Genomic DNA, 18,736 nt, shown 5'->3' with positions numbered 1-18,736 from the left:
GGGGGCGGACCCGAGAGGCACCGTTCGCAGCCTCGTCCGGCCCTTCGGAGTCCTTCCCATGACGCAGCCCACGCCCGCCCGCCTCCCGTCCTCACACCCGGACCCCTCGCACCCCGCCGCCGCCCGGACCACCACATTCGCGCCCCGGCTGGCCGCACTGCTGCGAGAACACCGGGGCAGGGACGTCTTCCGGCTGGAGCCCGACACCATCGGGGTCGCCGGTCACGAACTCGCCGACCGCATCCTGTCGGCCCGGCGCGCCACGGAGGTCGAGCGGCCCACTTTCAAGCCGCTCCAGGGGCGTTCCATCCCGCCGAGCGAGGCGGCCCTGGTGATGCGGACCGTCGGCCGCGACGTACGCGAGGCGCTGAAAAGGCCACTGCCCGGAAATATCGACCTCTCCGGCCCGTGGCCGCACACCGGGCATGTATTTCTGCGCGATCTGATATTGGGCGGGGACCCTTATCGGCTGCGTATTCTGATGAGCCAGAATCTCGAATTGACGACCAAACTCACCTGGTCCGTCATCGCGGCGGGCGCCGCCCTCCCCCGCCCCCTGAGGGCCCGCCCAGGCCACGAACTCACCGCGCTGGCCCGCCGGACCGCCGAGGCCGGGAACTACCAGGACCGCCGCTACGCGATGGGCATGTACCGGCGGGCCGCCGCACCGGTCTGCTTCACCGTCTCCACCCTCGTCGCGAACGCGCTGTGGCTGGGCTCGCCCTTCGACCCGTCCGTCCCGAACCGCAACATCCTGTACGAAGCCATGCGGCTGCTGCCGCCCTCGTGGAACATGCTGCGCAACGCCTCCCCCGAGTACCCCGAACTCGATCCGGCGATCGGCGCGGGCGACGACATCCTCGTCCTGCCGCTGCTCTCGCAGCGCGATCCGGCACTGTGGGAGCACCCAGACGAGTTCCGCCCCGAGCGCTGGGACGCGCTCGACCCGGACACCGCGCCCGGCTACCTCGCCTTCGGCCACGGCTCGGAACGCTGCTGGGGCCGCCACGCGGTGATGCCGCTCGCGGAACTCCTGCTCGACCTGCTGCGCAACGAGGGCCTCGCGGTCAGCCCGAAGCAGCGCTCGGCGAAGGTTCCCCTGGCGGGGCTCCTCGGGGTGGACGAGGTGCAAGTGACGCGGGAAGGGCACTGCCGCTCACGGTGTCGTCCACTCTCAAACGGTGGGCTCCACCGCGCTTTCTCCCCCTGTCGTTTGTTCGAGAACGGGTGACGAGTGGGGGCGTCTGTCATCTGCCCCGGTGCAGTTCCCTCTTTGTGCCGCGAGGGCCTGGTGGTGGGACATTCGGCGGAGTGGTCATCCCAAGGACAGGAGGACGATCGCGGCGCCCGCACTGAGCAAGCCCGCCATCTGCTTCCCGGTCACCTTCTCGTGCAGAAGCACCAGCCCCAGAACGGTAGGGATGGCCGGGTGCAGGGAGGCCAGAACGACGACGATGGCGAGCATCTGCTGATGAGCGGCCAGGAGGTAGAGCGACAGGCCCAGTGCTGCACCCGCGCCGATGACGGCCGCCTGCATCAGCATTCTCGGCGGTTGCCGGAAATGAGAGGCGTGGCGCCAGGTGTGCGGCAGGAGGAGGAGCACTGCGGCGAGGCGGCCGGCAACGACGGGCCACAGGCCGCTTGCCGGATCGGCCTGAGCGAGCCCGATGCACTGGACCGCCGTGCCCACACTGGCGGTCAGACCGTCGACGGCCGCCCCTCCCCCGGCCGTACGGCCGTTAGGCCTGGAGCGCGAGCGTCGGGGACAGCCGGGCGGCCCGGACCGCCGGATAGAGCCCGGCCACCGTGCCGATCACCAGCGTCGCGCCGAAACCACCGCCCACCGCCCACGACGGAACCACCCAAGGCAGCGCGGCGACGTACGCGTAGGCGGCCGTCGCCGCTGCGCCCAGGGCGACGCCCGCCAGTCCGCCGAGGCCGGAGAGCATCAGGGACTCGGTCACGAACTGGATCCTGATCTGGCCCCGGGTCGCACCGAGGGAGCGGCGCAGACCGATCTCGTGGCGGCGTTCCAGAACCGAGATGATCATGGTATTGGCGACGCCGACACCGCCCACCAGCAGCGCGATCGCACCGAGCCCGAGGAGCAGGGACGAGAAGGCCCCTTCGGTCGCGGCCTTGGCCCGAAGCGCCGAGGACGGGTCCCCGACCGCCACGTTGTGCGGGCTGCGCGGGTCGATGGTCGGGGCGAGCAGTTTCTGCACGGAGGCTACGGACGCGTCCGTGGACCGTTCGTAGACCGCCGTCGGGTGTCCGTCGAAACCGAGCAGTTGTTGTGCGGCTTCCCAGCCCACCAGAGCCGCGCGTTCGATCTCCGGTGCGAGCGGCAGCGGGCCCAGGATGCCGACGACGGTGAAGTACCGGTTGTCGATCCAGACCTGCTGCCCCGCCCCGGTGATGCCGAGCCGGGCTGCCGTCACATGGCCGAGTACGACGGAGGGATAACGGCCGTTGGCGGCGTTCAGCCAGGTGCCGGTGGCCGTGGCGCCGCGCAGCACGTCCAGCATCCCCTCGGTCGCGGCCTTCACCGCGATACCGCCGGTCTCGTCCTCGGGGATCTTCTGTGAGCGCCGGACGGAGTGCGGGAGGTCACCGGTCGCGCCGACGTCCTCGACGCCCGCAATCCGGCCGACCATGCCCACCGCATCCTTCGGCAGCCTGACCTTCTCACCGCTGAACATCCCTTCGCCCGGCTTGGCGACCAGCATGTTCGTGCCGAGCGCGTCGAGCTGCCGCAGCAACTGCGCCTGGCTGGAGGCCGAGATGCCGACCACCGCGATCATCGTGGCGATGCCGATCGCGATCCCGAGCGCGGAGAGCACCACCCGAACCGGGCGGCTGCGCAGTCCGGCCGAGCCGACATGCAGAACGTCCCGTGGCCCGAGCCGGGCAGCCCGCGGTGTTCTGCTCCCTCGGCGGGTCCTGTTCGCGCGTCCCATCAGGCAGCGACCTTTCCGAGCGCGGTGTCCGCCGCAATCCGGCCGTCGCGGATGCGGACCTGGCGGGGCAACCCCTGTGCGATCTGCGTGTCGTGGGTGATGACCGCGATCGTCGTGCCCTGCGCGTTGAGGTCGCGCAGCAGTTCCATCACCGTCTCACCGGACTTCGAGTCCAGCGCGCCGGTCGGCTCGTCGGCGAGCAGCAGGTCCGGTTCGCCGACCACCGCCCGGGCGATGGCGACCCGCTGCTTCTGCCCGCCGGACAGCTCGTGCGGCCGGTGCTTCATGCGGTCGGCGAGCCCGACCCGGGCGAGCGCGTCGGCGGCCAGCTCGCGCCGCCGGGCCCGGGGCAGCCCGGAGTACAGCAGCCCTTCGGCGACGTTCTCCAGCGCGCCGACCCCGGGCACCAGGTGGAAGGCCTGGAAGACGAAGCCGATGTGCCGGGCGCGCAGCGCCGACAGTCTTCGGTCCGCCAGTGCGGCCACGTCGTGGCCGGCGATCTCCACCGACCCGGTGGTGGGTTGGTCCAGGGTGCCGACGATGTGCAGCAGGGTGGACTTGCCGGAGCCGGACGGGCCGGCGATGGCGAGGAGTTCTCCCCGTTCGACGTGCAGGTCGATTCCGTCGAGGGCGCGTACCCCGCCCGCGTACTCCTTGGTGACCTTGCGGAGCCGTACGACCGCGGGCGGCGGGGCCGTGGCGGTGGCCGGGGGTGTGGTGGTCGTGGTGGTCATGCGGACGGCACCCCGACCTTCATGCCCTCGCGCAGCCCGTGGCCGCTGATCTCGACGCGCCCCTGCCCGAACATCCCGAGTTCGACCGCCACGTCCCTGGCCCGGCCGTTGTCCACGACCTGGATGCCGAAGCCGCCGCCCGGCAGGGCGAGCAGGGCGTTGACGGGCACGGACAGGACGTTCCTGCGCGTCTGGCCGGTGAGGTCGACGACGACCGGCGACTGGTCGACGCCCTTGATCTTGTCCGGGTCGTCGAAGGAGACCGTGATGTCGATCTTCGGGGTGCGGTCCTGCGGGTCGTCGCCCGCCGAGGCGGTCCGGCCCACCGACGACACCCTGCCCGGCGCTCGCGTGCCGTCCGGGAGTTCCACGGAGACCCGAGTGCCCGCCTTCGCCTGTTCCGCGTCCGCGACGGCGAGCTTGAACCGTACGACGCGCTCGGACCCCGTCACGGTGAGCACCGGGTGGCCGGGGCCCGTCTGGTCCCCGGCGGCGGCGTTCGCTTGCTTGACACGCACCGCGCCCGCCGCGAAGGCGACCGTGTCGGGCCCGAGGGTGCCGGTCTGCTTCATGTCGTGCGACTTCTGCCACCGTCTGACGGCGGCGGCGGTCTTCTCCGAGTACGCGTCGTCGACGGTGAAGCCGGTGTACCCGAGCGCGGCCAGGTTCTCCTCCACCTGCCGTACGTCCTTGCCCTCGGCGCCCGTCTTGAGCGTGCGGTACATGGGCTCGGGGCCGTACATCAGGCGGACCGGTCTGCCGTCGACCTCGTAGAGACGCCCGTCACGTCCGACGTCGGAGCCGGCCGGGGCGATCCAGTTGAGGGTCCCGGCCGCACCCGCGTTGATCTTCCGTTCGCCGCGGTGCCCGAGGGTGCCGTCCTGCCGGGAGCTGTCGCTGAGGTCGCCCCGGGTGATCGCGGTCGTCGCGGGCGGCAGCCCCGGGTCCGCCGCCGCAGGCTGCGGCTTCGGCGCGGTCAGGGCGGTGACGGCCGCGCCCGTCCCGGCGACGGCCACGATCACGGCCAGGGAGACGACGAGCTGGCGCCGGCTCATCGCGACACGCTCTCGCAGGCCTTGTTCGCCCTGTCGAACTTCTCCTTCTCCGCACCCTGGGGCATCGGCCGCGCCGCCGACACCGCGCCGCCCTCGAACTTCGGGTCGGGCATGTCGACGCCGTTCTTCCGCATGCACTGGGCGTACGTGATCATCTTGTCCTTGTCGGCCTGGGTCAGCTCCTTGCCCATGCCGGCCCCGCCCTTGCTGCGGCAGGCCTTGAACGCCTTCTCCATCTTCTCCTTGGACATCCCGTCACCACCGATGGTCAGGCCCACGCCCTGCTCGCCCGGCTTGGGCTCGGGCACGTCCAGCCCCTGTTCACGCAGGCACTTGCGGTGCTCCAGCGCCTGATCGGCCTTCTTGCCCTCGTCGCTGGTCGTCCCGCTTCCGGCGCCGGCCGTGCCGCCGTCGGTGGCGCAGGCGCTCATGAGCAGGCAGAGGGCGGCCAGGCCGGTCACGAGGGCCGGAGTGGTGTTGCGTGGAGTCGTTCGTGTCGTCATGGGCGCAGCGTGCCGGGGCGGGATGTTTCGTTTCTCTCAGCGGATGGGTTAACACCGACGAAAGCCCCCGTCGGGTACACAGGGCTCATGCGCGTACTGGTGGTGGAGGACGAGGCGTTCCTCGCCGAGATGATTGCCGAGGGGCTGCGCCGGGACGCGCTCGCCGTGGACGTCGCCGGTGACGGCCCGGAGGCACTGCGGAAACTGCGGTTCGGGGAGTACGACGTGCTCGTCCTGGACCGCGACCTCCCCGGAATGCACGGGGACGACGTGTGCCGCCGGGTCGTCGAGCAGCGGCTGCTCACGCGGATCCTGATGCTGACGGCGGCGGGAACGGTGCGCGACCGGGTCGACGGCCTCGGCCTGGGCGCCGACGACTACCTGGCCAAGCCGTTCGCGTACGACGAACTGCTCGCCCGCGTCCTGGCCCTCGGCCGGCGTGCCCGGCCGGCGCTGCCCCCCGTCCTGGAACGGGCCGGAATCGCCCTGGACACGGCCCGCCGCCAGGCCAGCCGCGACGGACGCCACCTGCACCTGTCCCGCAAGGAGTTCGCGGTCCTGGAGGCGCTGCTGCGCGCGGAGGGAGCCGTCGTGAGCGGCGAGGACCTCATCGAGCAGGTGTGGGAGGAGCACACCAGTTACCGCACGAGCGCGGTACGGGTGACCTTGAGCAAGCTCCGCGCCAAACTGGGTGAGCCACCGGTGGTCGAGACGGTGCCCGGCGAGGGCTACCGCATCACGCCGGGAACCTCGTGAACACCCGCGGTCTCCGGCGCCCAACGACCTTCAGGGGCACGCTGGGCGGTGAGCGGGCCAAGCTGACGGCGCTGTACGGCGGCTTGCTGCTCCTGGCCGGCGCACTGCTGACGGGGGTGGTGTACCTCCTGGTCAGGGAGGGTCTGTACGCCACGATCAGCGTGGCGGTCAACGGTGCCGTACCCGCGAAGCGGCTGAACGAGGCGCCCTCCGCCACACCCGCACCGTTCGACTCCCCTCACCCGCTACCGACCTGGCAGGACGCCCAGCTCGCGAGTCCCGGCCCGCTGCCGCCCGGGGTGAGCCGCGGCATGGCGGTGACCAGCCGGGTGAGCGACGCGGTGGAGAACGCCGCACTGGAACGGCTGCTGACGGTGTCGCTGCTCGTTCTTCTCGTGTACGCCGTCCTCTCCGTCGTCCTCGCCTGGTGGGTGGCCGGCCGGGTGCTGCGGCCCGTCGCCGTGATCACCGAGACGGCCCGCCGGCTCTCCGGCGACGACCTGCTCGGGGCGCCGCCCCGGCACAGCCCCTGGGGCAGGATCGACCTGGACGCCCCGCCGGGAGAGCTGAAGAAGCTCGCCGACACCTTCGACTCCATGCTCGGCCGCATGGAGCGGCTGGTGTCGGCGCAGCAACGGTTCGCCGCGAACGCCGCGCACGAGCTGCGCACCCCGGTCGCGGTGCAGCGGGCCGCCGCCGAGATCGGACTGGCCGGAACACCGGACCCGGAGCGGGTCGCCCGGATCCGTACGAAACTGATCGACGTCGCCGACACGAGCGAGAGGATCATCGAAGGGCTGCTGCTCCTGGCCTCCTCCGACCAGGGCCTGGCCGAACTCCGGCCCGTGACGGTGCACGAGGCGGCCCGCCGCACGGCGGACGCGCTGGCGGCCGAGGCCGCGGAACACGCGGTGACGGTCACGGTCGACGCACGACCGCTGACGGTGTCCGGAGACGCGGTGCTCCTGGACCAGCTCCTGCACAACCTGCTCGCGAACGCCGTACGTCACAACGTCCCCGGCGGCCGGGTGGCGGTCCGCACCGGGCCCGACGGCATCGAGGTGGCGAACACCGGCCCGGTGGTGCCGGACGCCACTGTCCCCCTCCTCTTCGAACCCTTCCGCCGCCTGACCGAGCGCACGCACGCCTCCGGGGAGGGCGTCGGCCTGGGCCTGTCGATCGTCGACTCCATCGCACGCGCCCACGGCGCGACGGCGACGGCCACGGCGAACACGGAGGGCGGGGGCCTGACAATCCGGGTGTGCTTCGACACGAACACCTGAAGGAGTACGTCCCCGGCCGACCTCCACCAGGCGGACTCGCCCAGCGGGTTAGTACTCCAGCAGCGGATCGTGTCCTGAGGTGCTGCTGGAGTACTAAGACGCGATTTTCAACCACTCCACGTCCGTGAATTTCACCTCCAGGCCCGCACGGCCGCCACCGCCTTGACGGCAATAGGCGTTTGCGATGGCCTCCGCGACCGCGTCATGCAGATCGCTTTTCGTCGCACCCTCCTCTGTGCGGCGATGACGGCGGCCGCGTGGGCGGGGCTGACGGCGACCGTGATGTCCCGGGCCCGGCCCGCGTCCGAGGTGCCCTTTGGACCGAGGCCGAAGTACGCCCGGCAGGAGATGACCAGCCCGCCCGAGGACACCGCGCACCGCTTGGCCTGTGCCCTGACCTGCGGCTGCCACTCCGACTCGGTTTCTTCCACCAGGGTGGCCTGGACCTTCTCCTCGGTCGAGACCGGCGTGTCGACCCGCTGCCCGACCAGCCGCTTTGCCCCGTCGTTCGTCCAACCCCGCCTGCCTGTGCGCTGGTTGAACGGCGGGTCCTCGATCTGTGCCCACCGCTCGCTGTCCTCCTTGATCGAGGCCAGAATCCGGTGAACGCTGAACGCGACGCCTTCCTGCCGCTTGGCTTCGGGTCGGCGGGAAGCGATCCACCGCCAGTCTTCACCGTCGAGGCCGCCACCCCGATGTCATCGGTGAAGATCGCCAACGGCTCCTCGACCGTGAACAGGTCCTCGCTCCCCTTGGGCATCGAACCGTCCACCGGCCTCATCGGCTCGATCTCCAACGCGATGTCCTCCAGCCCGAACTGCGCCCGGGCCACTGCCGCAACGAGCTCTCTCGCGTCGGCGACCAACTTCTCGTAACGCGTCCCAGAGACGTTTCCCACCCGGTCCGCCATCGCCACCCCACCACCCCGGGCCGGACCGACCCAGTCGGCGTTGGTGCACGTCAACACGCTGCTCCTCCAAGAGATCCTGAGCGCGGGGAAGTGGCAGAAGTGGCTCACCGACGCCGATCGGCGGGCGCTGTCCCCGCTGTTCTGGACCCACGTGAACCCCTACGGCCGGTTCGAGCTGGACATGAACTCCCACCTCGCCTTCGCCACCACGGTGTCCGTAGTGCCCGGCTTTCGCACAGTATCCGAGGCGGAAGCCGCCCGACCGGCGGCGGACGGTGGGTCCGGGCCGGCGGCCTGAAGACCCGCCCGCCCGGCGTCGCTCCCGGTCGGCCGGATCGTCGACCGGGTGAGGCGCCGGGCCGGGGGCAAGCCACCGTGCCCGTAATCGGCCCGACTCGGCTACGCGTCGCGCCTGTGCAGCAGCAGGCCGCCGACCAGCAGCGCGGCCGCGGCCCACACGGTGAGCACGCCCAGGCCGGCCCAGGGGCCGATGGGCAGCTCGTGCAGACGGACGGTGGCCTGGACCGCGAGTCCGGCGGTCATGGGCGCGATCTGCTGGAGGTGCCGCTGCCACTCCGGGTCGTTGACCACCTGGATGACGACCGGGAAGAGATAGAGCAGCCCGAGCACGATTCCGATGGCGCTCGCCGCCTCCTGTACCGCCGTCGCCACGCCGAGACCGATCAGGGCGACCAGGACGAGGTAGAGGACCGAACCCGCGGCCGCGCGCAGGGTCGGGCCGTCGGCCAGGGACAGCGGGGCGTAGCCGTGCGCCTCGGTGAATCCGTTGCCGGGCAGGATGTGGCGGCCGGCAAGGAGCGAGGCGAGGACGGCAGCCGTCCCGGAGGTCAGGACGACCGCGGCGAGGACCGTCGCCTTGGCGGTGAGGACGGTGAGCCGGTTCGGCACCGCCGTGAGCGTGGTGCGGATCATCCCGGTGCCGTACTCGCCGCTGACGGCCAGCGCCGCCAGGACGGCGACGACCGCCTGCCCGACGGTGACGCCGGTCAGGGCGAGCTTGACGGCGTCCTGGCCGCACCCCGCATCCGGGCACTTCACGGCCTTGGCGGCGCCGCAGCCGACGGCCACGGTCAGCGCGACGGCGAGCAGGAGCAACCTGCCCGTGTCTCCTGCGGTGCGCAGCTTCGTCCACTCCGCGCGCAGGGCGCGGCCGAAGTCCCCTCGCCACGCGCCGTCCGCCGTGCTCGTGAGCCGTGCGCTTCTCAGGAGACTCATACGTCCCTCCCGCGCAGCCGCACCACGGCCAGACCGAAGGCGAGCGCGGCGTATCCGCACAGCACCGCGAGGCCGGCCCATGGCTCCAGCGGGTAGTAGCCGGTCGACGGTTCGTACACGCTGAGCACCTGCGCGTACCGCGGCAGGGTCTGCTGGATGGCGAAACCCGCGGCCGGGGTCGTCCGCAGCAGCCACTCCGAGACGCCCGGGGGCAGTACGCCGGAGGTGGCGAGCAGGAAGGGCAGCACGATCGACGCGATGACCAGGGCGACCGCCGTGCCGCTGCGCCGCAGCAGGGCGCCGGCGCCGAGAGCGAGCACGGCGGCGGCTGCGCAGAGCAGGCCGGTGCCGACCACGACGCGCACTTCGGCCGCCGACGTGACAGGGAGGACGAGGAAGCCCCTGCCGCGCGCGCTGCGTTCCCCGACGGGAACGGTGATCGCGGCGGCCGCCAGGCCGATGGCGAACGCGACGCCCCCGGCCACCAGTGCCTTGGCGCCGAGAACCCTGCCCCGCAGGGGAGTTGCCGCCATGGTCGTACGCAGCAGACCGCGCCGGTACTCGCCGGTGATGAACACCGTGCCCACGGCGATCACCACGATCAGCCCGGCGAAGGTGCCGACGAGGAAGTTCTCGACGGAGAAGCCGACGCCCATGACGGGCCCGCCGACGACCGGTGCGATGTCACCGGCCCCGGTCACGGTGTACCCGCCGTCGTCGGTCCGGGTGAAGCCGCCCCCGGTGGAGTTCGAGTAACTGCCGGAGGTGCCCGCGTCGCCGCCCACCTGTGTGCCGCTCCACGCGCTCCGGGACCAGCCGCCGGTGAGGGCGGGGCGGCCGAAGGCGCCGGTGGCCACGGCGGGGCTGAAGCCCGCGCCCGCCGCGGTGTCCTGCTTCGCCTGCGGTGACGTGGCGAAGAGCCCGGCCTGCACCGTGCGCGCGAGCCCCGGCAGCTTCGCGTGGCCGACCTCGGTCCAGTGGGAGCCGTCGGTGGAGGCGGAGCCGGTGAGGACGTCGCCGGAGCGGACCAGGCGCAGCCAGCGCGGGGACTCCTGGGTGACCTTGCCGGAAGGGCCCGCCGTGTCGTGCGTGTAGTCGTACTGCATGCGCACACCGTGGCCGCCGGTGGCCATGACCGCCGCGTACGGGGATCCCCGGGTGAGGCTCTCCTTCACGATGATCCCGGCCTTCGCCCAGGGCTGGGCGCCCTGGGCCGTCCTGCCGGTCCCGGTGTCGGCCACACCGGTCAGCGACCGCAGGGCAACGGTGAGGGCGCCGTCGCCGGTGAGCGTCTTGCGGACGAAGTAGAAGCTGTCGTTGACGGCCTCGCCGCCGGGTCCCTTCGGGTACGAGAGGGAGTCGGCGCCGCGACCGCCGGGGGCGGGGGCGGCCGTGCCGAGCAGGCCGACCACGATCGTCACCAGGAGCGCCCCCGCCATGGCGAGGACCCAGCCGCGTACCGTACGGAACTTCGTCCACTCGGCGTGCAGCGTCCTGACGAAACCGCTCTGCTCGTCGCGCCTCGTGGCCGGGGGACGCGGGGTGACGGTGGCGGTCATCGCGCGACCTCCCCCGCCGGGACGCCCCGGTACTCCACCGCGTCCCGGGTGAGCTCCATGTACGCCTCTTCGAGCGTCGCCCGGTGCGCGGACACCTGGGAGAACGGCACCCCGTTCCGGGCGAGCAGGGCCACGATCTCCTCGTCGGGCAGGCCCGTGACGCCGAGGGTGTCGGGGCCGGTGGCGAGAACGGTGGCACCCGCGCCGTGCAGGACCTGGGCGGCGCGCGGAGGCGCGGAGGTACGCAGGGTGACCCGGCCGCCGGACGCCTCGGCGAGCAGCTCGGACACACCGGTGTCCGCGACGACCCGGCCGCGGCCGATCACCACGAGGTGGTCCGCGGTGTCCTCGAGTTCGCTCATCAGGTGACTGGAGACCAGGACGGCGCGGCCCTGCCGGGCCAGCGACGACAGGAAGCCGCGCATCCACACGATGCCGTCGGGGTCGAGGCCGTTGAACGGCTCGTCCAGCATGACCACCGGCGGGTCACCGAGCAGCGCCGCCGCGATCCCCAGGCGCTGGCGCATGCCCAGCGAGAAGCCGCCGGCCCTGCGCCGGGCCGCCGTGCCCAGGCCGGCCTGTTCGACGACCTCGTCCACCCGCCGGGCCGGCAGGCCCTGCGAGTGGGCCAGCCACAGCAGGTGGTTGCGGGCGGTGCGGCTCGGTTGCAGCGCGGAGGCGTCGAGCAGTGCCCCCAGATGCCGGAGCGGGCGGCGCAGGGTGCGGTACGGCACCCCGTCGACCAGGGCCTCTCCCTCCTCCGCCGCGTCAAGGCCCAGGATCACGCGCATGGTGGTGGACTTGCCCGCGCCGTTCGGGCCGACGAAGCCGGTCACCCGTCCGGGCCGCACGGTGAACGTCATCCCGTCCAGGGCCAGTTGTGGCCCGAAGCGTTTCCGCAGACCGATGACCTCGATCGTCGCTTTCGTACTCTCGTCGCTCATGGCCCCACCCTGTAACGGAGCGAGTTACAGGGGCCGAACGGCCACTGTCATCCCGCTGTTAGGCGCCTCGGCTTAGCCTGGCCCGGTACGTTTCCTGGTGCGGTGGCGAGAGGGGAGCAGGCGGATGAAATGGGGCCCGCCCCGACGGCCCACGGGCCTGACCGCCCGGCTCGGCCTGCGCCGCGGCACTGCCCGCACCCGCTTCACGGCCTTGTACGTGGCCCTGTTCCTGCTGTCGGGAACGGCGCTGCTCGCCATCGCGGCTGTGGTGGCGTCCGGCGGATCGCGCTCCAGCCAGACCGCCCCCGACAGCGGCACCGACCAGCCCGCCACGGCGGCACAGGCCCAGGACCGCATCGCCGAGCTGGAACAGCAGCTGGCCCGGGCGCACGACACCCGGTCCCGGCAGATCCTGACCGGCTCCGCCATCGCCCTCGGCGTCATGGCGGTGATCTCGGTCGGCCTCGGCTGGTTCGTCGCGGGCCGGGTGCTGCGCCCACTGCGCGTGATGACAGCGGCCACCCGCCGGATCACCGCCGACAACCTGCACGAACGCCTGGCCATCGGCGGCCCGGGCGACGAGGTGAAGGACCTCGCCGACACCATCGACGACCTCCTCGGCCGTCTGGAGGGCTCCTTCGACGCCCAGCGCCTCTTCGTCGCCAACGCCTCCCACGAGTTGCGCACCCCGCTCACCACGATGCGGGCCTCCCTGGACGTGGCCCTCGCCAAGCCGGGCCCGGTACCCGGGACCACGGCCACGCTGGCCGCCCGGATGCGCGCCGAACTCGACCAGGTGGACCGGCTGCTGGAGAGCTTCCTCGTCCTGGCCCGCGCCCGGCACGGCGAGTTCACCGACTCGGCGCACCTCGCCCTCGGCCGACTCGCGCTGACCGCCCTCACCGGACGGGCGAAGGACATCGCGGCCAAGGGCCTGACCGTGCGGGAGAACCGGATCGACGACTCCGCGTGGGTGTGGGGCAGCCGGACGCTGCTGCGCCGCGCGGCCGACAATATGGTCGACAACGCGATCGCGCACAACGACCCCGGGGGCTGGCTCAGCGTCGGGGTGCGGGCCGAAGGAGACGACGCGGGCACGGTGTCCCTCGTCGTCGAGTCCAGCGGGCCGGTCCTCGACCAGCGGCGGGTGGCGGAGCTCGCGCAGCCCTTCCGCCGCCTTGGCGCCGACCGGACCGGCACCGGCCGGGGCAGCGGTCTCGGCCTCTCCATCGTCGCGGCCATCGCCCAGGCCCACCACGGCACCTTGGACCTGCGCGCCCGCCCCGACGGCGGCCTGCGGGTGAGCATCACCCTCCCCCGTACGGACGGCAGGGCGAGGGCGGAAGCCCCCGACACGGAGACGGGGGTGGCGCGTTGAGAGTCCTGGTGGTCGAGGACGCCCGCTCTCTCGCCGAAGTCGTCGCCGAGGGGCTGCGCGATCAGGGCATGGCCGTGGACGTGGCCCACGACGGGCTCGACGCCGCGGCCAAGCTGGACGTCAACCCGTACGACGTCGTCGTGCTCGACCGCGACCTGCCGGGCATCCACGGCGACACCCTCTGCCAGATGATCACCGAGCGGGACGGCCGCGTGATGGTCCTGATGCTGACCGCCGCCGACTCGCCCGGCGACCGTGTCAGCGGCCTCACCCTGGGCGCCGACGACTACCTCGCCAAGCCCTTCCACTTCCCCGAACTCGTCCTGCGCATCCGCGCCCTGGCCCGCCGTCGCCCCGGCGCCCGGTCCCGCACCCTGAGCGCGGCGGGCATCGAACTCGACCCGACGCGCCGCACCGTCAGCCGCGACGGCCGCCGACTCGACCTCTCCGTGAAGGAATTCGCGGTCCTCGAAGCCCTCCTGGACGCGAGCCCCGCCTTCCTCAGCACGGAAGGCCTCCTCGAACAGGTCTGGGACGAACACGCCGACCCGTTCACCAACACGGTCACGGTGACCGTCAGCCGCCTGCGCCGCAAACTCGGCGGCCCCGCGGTCATCGCCACCACACCCGGCGTGGGGTATCGGATCATCGACCCAGCCGTCCCACCCGACTGAGAAGCCGCCAGGGCCGACGGCCCGCGAGCGGAGGCCGTACTCAGTGCACCCGACTCCAGCCATCTGCGCAGCCGACTTCGGAGACTGACGCATGCAGCCACTCTCACAAACGATCCTTTGCGCGAGCAAGATCGACAACCGGCCGCCGGAGCTGGCCCGACCCCAGATCGGTTCTCGGAACCCGTTCTCACTCGAAAGCGGGACGGTCCCCCTTCTGAGACTTGCATTGTGCGAAGATCCGGGCCCACGGCGGGCCCTCAGCAGCCATCGCGAACCGACCAGTCGGACGCCGACGACGTCGAACAGCACGCCTGTTCGAAGCGTGAGGCGCAGTCCGGCTCGCCGTGCCGCTCGCGCGGCGGCGCGGTCGCCCCCGCCTACCACACCCACCGTTTCACCCTGGTGCTCCGGCTGAAGAAGGCGCTGCGAGTGCCGACCCCGGCCGACCGCGGCCGACCGCGGCCCGGGCCGACCACAGTGGCCGGGCACCCCGCCCCCGGCGCCGATCGACCCGGACCTGTCGAGCGCGGACATCCGCATCGGCTACGCCCGTTGCTCAACCCTCGGGCAGGAACTCGATCCCCCAGCTCGACGCGCTCAGCAAGCACGGCATCTCCCGGGACAAAATCTTCAGCGAGAAGATCAGCACCTGGGACCGCGTGCGGCCCAAGTTCGAGGAAGCGCTGCGGACAGCGCGGGAGGTCAGGGCCCACGCCCCGCACTGCCGGGTCATCTTCACCGTGTACGAGATGAAGCGGCTCGGCCGCGACGCCGCCGATCTCACCGCCCTGGCGGACCACCTCACCGCCCACGGCCTGGTCTTGGAGATGCTCGCCGGGCCACTGCCCGGCATCTACGACCCCACCGGCCCGGGCAAGCTGCTGTTCGCGTTCTTCGCAGCGACGGCGGAGACCGAGCGGGAGAACATCCGGGAGTCCACGTTGGAGGGGCTCGACACCGCGGTCCGCAAGGGCAAGCACGGCGGCTGGCCCCCGGTCATCACCGACTACATGCTGCACACCGTGCTACGGCACCGGGCGCTCGGCGAATCCCTCGAACAGATCCAGCCCGACCTGTTCATCCCCACCGGCAAGCGCAAGGGACGGAACCCCTCGGTGGCCAGCATCTACCGGGCGCTCGCCGAACACGCCAAGCGCGAGGCATACCTCGAAGCCGTCGAGCAGGCCCACGCCGGCTTCGCCGCCCTCCAGACCGGAGAAGTCCCCGGACCTCGCCCCGCTCTCCCTGACCGAGGGCCGCTCTGCTTACAGAGAGCTACGTGTCACTTCGCCGTAGCTTCGGGAGAACAGAGCCGACGGCACCGGTGCCGCCGTTTACGTCCGGCCTCACAACTGGTGAATCCAGGCGATGACCAACGCGGCCCCACCAACGGAGGCCGCCGCCGTGATGATGAAGGGACCGAGCCCGACCTTGCGGCCCCACATCCAGCCCGCCAGGCGGGAGTGCAGGCGCCCCAACAGCCACAGGGCGCCCACCCCGGCAACCGCAAACGGCACGGCGACACCGAGGTGCGCCACCCAGGCCCCACCGACGCTCGGACCGCCCCGGGAGTGGTTGTAAGGGCCGCGGTCGACCAGCGGGTAGAGGACCCCGCGAAGAACGAACAAGACCTCGACGCCCACGGGGATGAGCGCCAGCAGCCCGAGCGGCACGCACAACAGGGCATGTGCCAGCAGACGCGCCGCACCAGGCCGCCCATTCGACGTCTGCGTTGCCAAGCCCTGCTCACCGGCCCGGGCCCACCACTCACACGCCCTGTCCGAACGTCCGACCGCAACCGCACCGACCGTGGCGACCGAGGCCGGAAGCAGCACTGCCGCGTACCCGACCCGCCGCGCGAATCCCGGACGAACGACTGCTGAACCGGACCCGGAAGCCTTGCCGACGCGCTGCGAAACCCTGAACGACATTGTTTTCTCCTCCACTTCCTGGCCGACCCGTTGCCGACGGCCAGAAAATTAGGACCAAGGCTCCATCCACCGCGTCACACCACAGTGCCAAACCGACCCCCTACCCCCGTAGGGGCCAGGGCGTGCGGCAGAGGTGTGGCACGCGGAGGGCGGTCGCCTCCAAGATCCCGGCCATTGATTCCATCAGGCGCGGCGCTGCACACCGCACCCGATAAAAGCGGTGCGGCAAGTGTCGGGTGACCGGGACGGTCGGCGCCGCACGATGGGGGCATGGACGACACGACCTTGGTATCCCGCTTCCTCCGCGACGGCTTCGTCAGGCTGGAGGGCGCCGTCGCGCCCCGCGTGGCCGCGGGCTGCGCGCGGCTGCTGTGGCGGGAGACGGGCTGCGACCCGGACGACCCGAAGACGTGGACGCAGCCCGTGCACTGGGTCGGCGGGATGGCACAGGGACCGTTCGCCGCCGCGCCCAACTCCCCGGCTCTGCACCGGGCGTACGACCTGCTGGCCGGCGCCGGGCGCTGGGAGCCGCGCTACTCGCTCGGCACCTTCCCGCTGCGCTTCCCGCACGAACAGGAGCCCGGCGACGCGGGCTGGCACATCGAGGGCAGCTACGCGGTAGAGGGCGAAACCTGGCCCTTCACCAACCTCCGCTCACGCGGCCGGGCCCTGCTGATGCTGTTCCTGTTCAGCGAGGTGGGGGAAGAAGACGCCCCCACCCGGATCCGGGTCGGCTCCCACCTCGACGTGCCGAAGGTGCTGGAGCCGTACGGGGAGGAGGGCGCGAGCGGCCTGGCCGTCGCGCCAGACCTCGTAACGGCATCCGCCCACCGGCCGCTCGCCCTCGCCACCGGTTCCCCGGGCGACGTCTTCCTGTGCCATCCGTTCCTGGTCCACGCGGCACAGCCGCACCACGGGGTGCGACCGCGCTTCATGGCCCAGCCGCCGCTGATGCCGGCCGCGCCGTATGAACTGGAGCGGGCCGACGGCGCGTACTCACCCGTGGAGATCGCGATCCGCCGGGGCCTGGGACGGACCACCCCCGGTCCCGCCGGGGAGGACGCCGGATCCGCCCATCAGAATGCTCAGCTCCGCCAAGCAGAGCGCTCATCCGCCACCTAGCAAGCTCAGTCATACGGTGTGGTGACTGAGCGCCCCAGTTGGCGAATTGAGCGTCAGCCGGTCCTCACCCGTGTGCTCGGCTGGTGTGGTGTCGGCGCGTCCGCGGCGCCGTCAGACGGATGACCGCCTGGCGGGCGGCCTCGCGGTGGTCTGGGGGTGGAAGCAGGGAGGGGCCATGTCCCGGGTTTTCACCGGTGCCTGCGGCAGAGCCGCCCTCCTCGGTGCGGTGATCGCCTCGCGGGGCGCCGGGGCCGTGCCGCCCGGGGCCAGGACCTGGACGGTGCGAACCGCCTGAGTACCGACGGCGTCGTTCGCCGCGGCGAACCTCGCGGCCGAGGCGGGCATCGACAGCCAGACCATCGCCGCCTGGACCCGCGACATCACCGGGGGCCGCGGCCTGGCCGGAGTCGGCGTCCTGGTAGTCGACGAGGCCGCGGTGGTCGACGACCGCGCCCTGGCCGTCCTGCTGCGCCACGCGACGACCACCGGCGCGAAGGTCGCCCTCGTCGGCGACCCGGTGCAACTGCGCGCGGTCGGCGTCGGCGGGTCCTTCGCCCGCATCCACCGCATCGTCGGCGGCGCGGAGCTCACCGAGAACCGCCGCCAGCGCGACGTCGTCGAGCGCGCCGCCCTCCAGGACTGGCGCGACGGCGGACGCACCACCGCGCTCGCCACCCTCGCCGAGCACGGACACGTCCACGCGGACGCCACCGCCACCGACGCGCTCACCGGCATGCTCCACCGCTGGAACACCGAGCGGACCCGCTGGAGCGGTGACCCGCACGGACAGGTCGAGGACCTCCTGCTGCTCGCCGCCCGGCGTGCGGACGCCGCCACCCTCAACACCGGTGCCCGTGCACTGCGCGTCGCGGCCGGGGAGCTGGAAGCAGGCCGGGTTTGGGCGGTGCGTTCCCTTCGCACCGTTTCGGTCGTCGCAGTCGATCATCTGGCGTGGCCGCTCCATGCCACCATGCTGCCGTACGAGTTGAGACGGCCGGCCGAACGGCGCCCCAGGAGTGCGGGGCTGGCGACGCGGGCAACCCGATGCCACCCTCGGTCCGGAAGCCGCACCGCACAGGAGGTACCGAGGCATGTCCGGAACCGCATCCGTATCCGCGTCCGTACTCACCATCGGGCTCGATCCCGTCCTCGTGGAGGACGCGGCCTCGTCGCGGGTGGCGTTCCCCGATCTCGACGTCGACGTGGTCCGGGCCGGGGTGGCCGCCGAGCGGGCCAGGCTCCAGGAGCTGGGCTTCTCCGTCGACCTCTGCCTGCTCGACTACGGCCGCACGGCCGAGGCGGTCTACCGCGCCGCGCTGTCCGCGAAGGACTACGATCTGGTGGTGATCGGCGCCGGTATCCGGCTGGACCCGGCGCTGACCCCGCTTCTCGAAGTCCTGGTCGACGTCACCCGCGAGCTGGCGCCCGCCGCGAAGCTCTGTTTCAACGTGAGTCCGACGACGACCGTCGAGGCCGTCCAGCGCTGGTGGCCGGACCGCAAGCCGCTGGCCTGACAGGTCATCCGGAGGCGAGCGTCCGGAACGCCGTACACAGCGGCCGCACGCTGCGCCGGGACTTCTCGTCCTGGCCGAGCCGGGGCATCTGCTCCATGACGAGGGGGAAGCGAGCGCGCAGCTCGGCGGTGACGGGCGGGGTTGCGGCGCCCGGGAACTCCTCCTCCGGCTGCTCCT

At 72.1% G+C, this 18,736-nt stretch carries 19 protein-coding genes and 1 pseudogene; 11 read left to right on the top strand and 9 right to left on the bottom strand.

Annotated elements, in window-relative coordinates; translation table 11 throughout:
• Positions 1-58: 58 nt before the first annotated feature.
• Positions 59-1,231, top strand: coding sequence for a cytochrome P450 (locus ACZ56L_RS24020; RefSeq protein WP_471066186.1), 1,173 nt, complete (start codon positions 59-61; stop codon positions 1,229-1,231).
• An 84-nt stretch (positions 1,232-1,315) separates the two neighbouring features.
• Here ACZ56L_RS24020 and ACZ56L_RS24015 read toward each other — a convergent pair whose 3' ends face one another.
• Genes ACZ56L_RS24015 through ACZ56L_RS23995 form a run of 5 tightly spaced genes read right to left on the bottom strand, consistent with a single transcriptional unit; the run spans position 1,316 to position 5,252 of the window.
• Entirely contained in the window at positions 1,316-1,690 is a 375-nt protein-coding gene (locus ACZ56L_RS24015) for an EamA family transporter (protein ID WP_471066184.1), read from the bottom strand.
• A gap of 49 nt (positions 1,691-1,739) precedes the next feature.
• Entirely contained in the window at positions 1,740-2,960 is a 1,221-nt protein-coding gene (locus ACZ56L_RS24010; protein ID WP_471066182.1) for an ABC transporter permease, read from the bottom strand.
• Positions 2,960-3,694 carry an ABC transporter ATP-binding protein gene (locus tag ACZ56L_RS24005; RefSeq protein WP_345219803.1) on the bottom strand — a complete coding sequence of 245 codons (735 nt, stop codon included), beginning with the start codon at positions 3,692-3,694 and terminating at the stop codon, positions 2,960-2,962. The genes ACZ56L_RS24010 and ACZ56L_RS24005 overlap by 1 nt, the downstream gene beginning before the upstream one ends.
• A complete protein-coding gene (locus ACZ56L_RS24000; RefSeq protein WP_468690157.1) occupies positions 3,691-4,749 on the bottom strand; it encodes a peptidoglycan-binding protein in 1,059 nt (352 codons plus the stop codon). The genes ACZ56L_RS24005 and ACZ56L_RS24000 overlap by 4 nt, the downstream gene beginning before the upstream one ends.
• Positions 4,746-5,252 carry a hypothetical protein gene (locus tag ACZ56L_RS23995; RefSeq protein WP_468690155.1) on the bottom strand — a complete coding sequence of 169 codons (507 nt, stop codon included), beginning with the start codon at positions 5,250-5,252 and terminating at the stop codon, positions 4,746-4,748. The genes ACZ56L_RS24000 and ACZ56L_RS23995 overlap by 4 nt, the downstream gene beginning before the upstream one ends.
• 87 nt (positions 5,253-5,339) lie before the next feature.
• Between ACZ56L_RS23995 and ACZ56L_RS23990 the strand changes: the two genes are divergently transcribed.
• Both ACZ56L_RS23990 and ACZ56L_RS23985 read left to right on the top strand, forming a co-directional pair.
• A complete protein-coding gene (locus ACZ56L_RS23990) occupies positions 5,340-6,008 on the top strand; it encodes a response regulator transcription factor (protein ID WP_401760533.1) in 669 nt (222 codons plus the stop codon).
• A gap of 41 nt (positions 6,009-6,049) precedes the next feature.
• The gene (locus tag ACZ56L_RS23985; RefSeq protein ID WP_471066319.1) at positions 6,050-7,291 is read left to right on the top strand and encodes an ATP-binding protein; all 1,242 of its coding nucleotides are present in this window, start codon (positions 6,050-6,052) and stop codon (positions 7,289-7,291) included.
• Between the two features lie 131 nt (positions 7,292-7,422).
• On the opposite strand, the gene ACZ56L_RS23980 is transcribed toward ACZ56L_RS23985, so the two are convergent.
• Positions 7,423-7,878 (bottom strand): DUF6192 family protein, encoded by a 456-nt coding sequence (locus ACZ56L_RS23980; protein WP_471066317.1) that lies wholly within the window; start codon positions 7,876-7,878, stop codon positions 7,423-7,425.
• 15 nt (positions 7,879-7,893) lie between these two features.
• Between ACZ56L_RS23980 and ACZ56L_RS23975 the strand changes: the two genes are divergently transcribed.
• A complete protein-coding gene (locus tag ACZ56L_RS23975) occupies positions 7,894-8,166 on the top strand; it encodes a hypothetical protein (protein ID WP_471066179.1) in 273 nt (90 codons plus the stop codon).
• Positions 8,167-8,244: 78 nt separating this feature from the next.
• Positions 8,245-8,499, top strand: coding sequence for a Tn3 family transposase (locus ACZ56L_RS23970; RefSeq protein ID WP_471066315.1), 255 nt, complete (start codon positions 8,245-8,247; stop codon positions 8,497-8,499).
• 101 nt (positions 8,500-8,600) lie between these two features.
• On the opposite strand, the gene ACZ56L_RS23965 is transcribed toward ACZ56L_RS23970, so the two are convergent.
• From ACZ56L_RS23965 to ACZ56L_RS23955, 3 genes are read right to left on the bottom strand one after another with little or no spacing between them, the layout of a single operon-like run.
• Positions 8,601-9,437, bottom strand: coding sequence for an ABC transporter permease (locus ACZ56L_RS23965; protein WP_471066177.1), 837 nt, complete (start codon positions 9,435-9,437; stop codon positions 8,601-8,603).
• Positions 9,434-10,996, bottom strand: coding sequence for a DUF1349 domain-containing protein (locus ACZ56L_RS23960; RefSeq protein WP_471066175.1), 1,563 nt, complete (start codon positions 10,994-10,996; stop codon positions 9,434-9,436). The genes ACZ56L_RS23965 and ACZ56L_RS23960 overlap by 4 nt, the downstream gene beginning before the upstream one ends.
• Entirely contained in the window at positions 10,993-11,940 is a 948-nt protein-coding gene (locus ACZ56L_RS23955) for an ATP-binding cassette domain-containing protein (protein WP_471066173.1), read from the bottom strand. Before ACZ56L_RS23955 ends, ACZ56L_RS23960 begins: the two co-directional genes overlap by 4 nt.
• Before the next feature lie 124 nt (positions 11,941-12,064).
• Between ACZ56L_RS23955 and ACZ56L_RS23950 the strand changes: the two genes are divergently transcribed.
• The 6 genes and pseudogenes from ACZ56L_RS23950 (at position 12,065) to ACZ56L_RS23925 (ending at position 18,559) form a co-directional block, all read left to right on the top strand.
• On the top strand, positions 12,065-13,318 hold the full coding sequence (locus ACZ56L_RS23950; RefSeq protein ID WP_471066171.1) for a sensor histidine kinase: 1,254 nt from the start codon (positions 12,065-12,067) through the stop codon (positions 13,316-13,318).
• Positions 13,315-13,992 carry a response regulator transcription factor gene (locus ACZ56L_RS23945; protein ID WP_471066169.1) on the top strand — a complete coding sequence of 226 codons (678 nt, stop codon included), beginning with the start codon at positions 13,315-13,317 and terminating at the stop codon, positions 13,990-13,992. The genes ACZ56L_RS23950 and ACZ56L_RS23945 overlap by 4 nt, the downstream gene beginning before the upstream one ends.
• Positions 13,993-14,336: 344 nt before the next feature.
• Complete coding sequence (locus ACZ56L_RS23940; protein WP_471066167.1) at positions 14,337-15,875, top strand: recombinase family protein; 1,539 nt, start codon at positions 14,337-14,339, stop codon at positions 15,873-15,875.
• A 318-nt stretch (positions 15,876-16,193) separates the two neighbouring features.
• Positions 16,194-17,045, top strand: a complete 852-nt coding sequence (locus tag ACZ56L_RS23935; protein ID WP_471066165.1) for a phytanoyl-CoA dioxygenase family protein — start codon at positions 16,194-16,196, stop codon at positions 17,043-17,045.
• 343 nt (positions 17,046-17,388) lie between these two features.
• Positions 17,389-17,688, top strand: a pseudogene (locus tag ACZ56L_RS23930) (AAA family ATPase); the annotation flags it as partial.
• Positions 17,689-18,136: 448 nt separating this feature from the next.
• Complete coding sequence (locus tag ACZ56L_RS23925; RefSeq protein WP_471066163.1) at positions 18,137-18,559, top strand: hypothetical protein; 423 nt, start codon at positions 18,137-18,139, stop codon at positions 18,557-18,559.
• Positions 18,560-18,736 lie beyond the last annotated feature (177 nt).

Source organism: Streptomyces sp. NPDC039736 (assembly GCF_055596485.1).
Note: the sequence above shows the minus strand (reverse complement) of the source record. Positions and strands in the feature narration are given on the sequence as shown.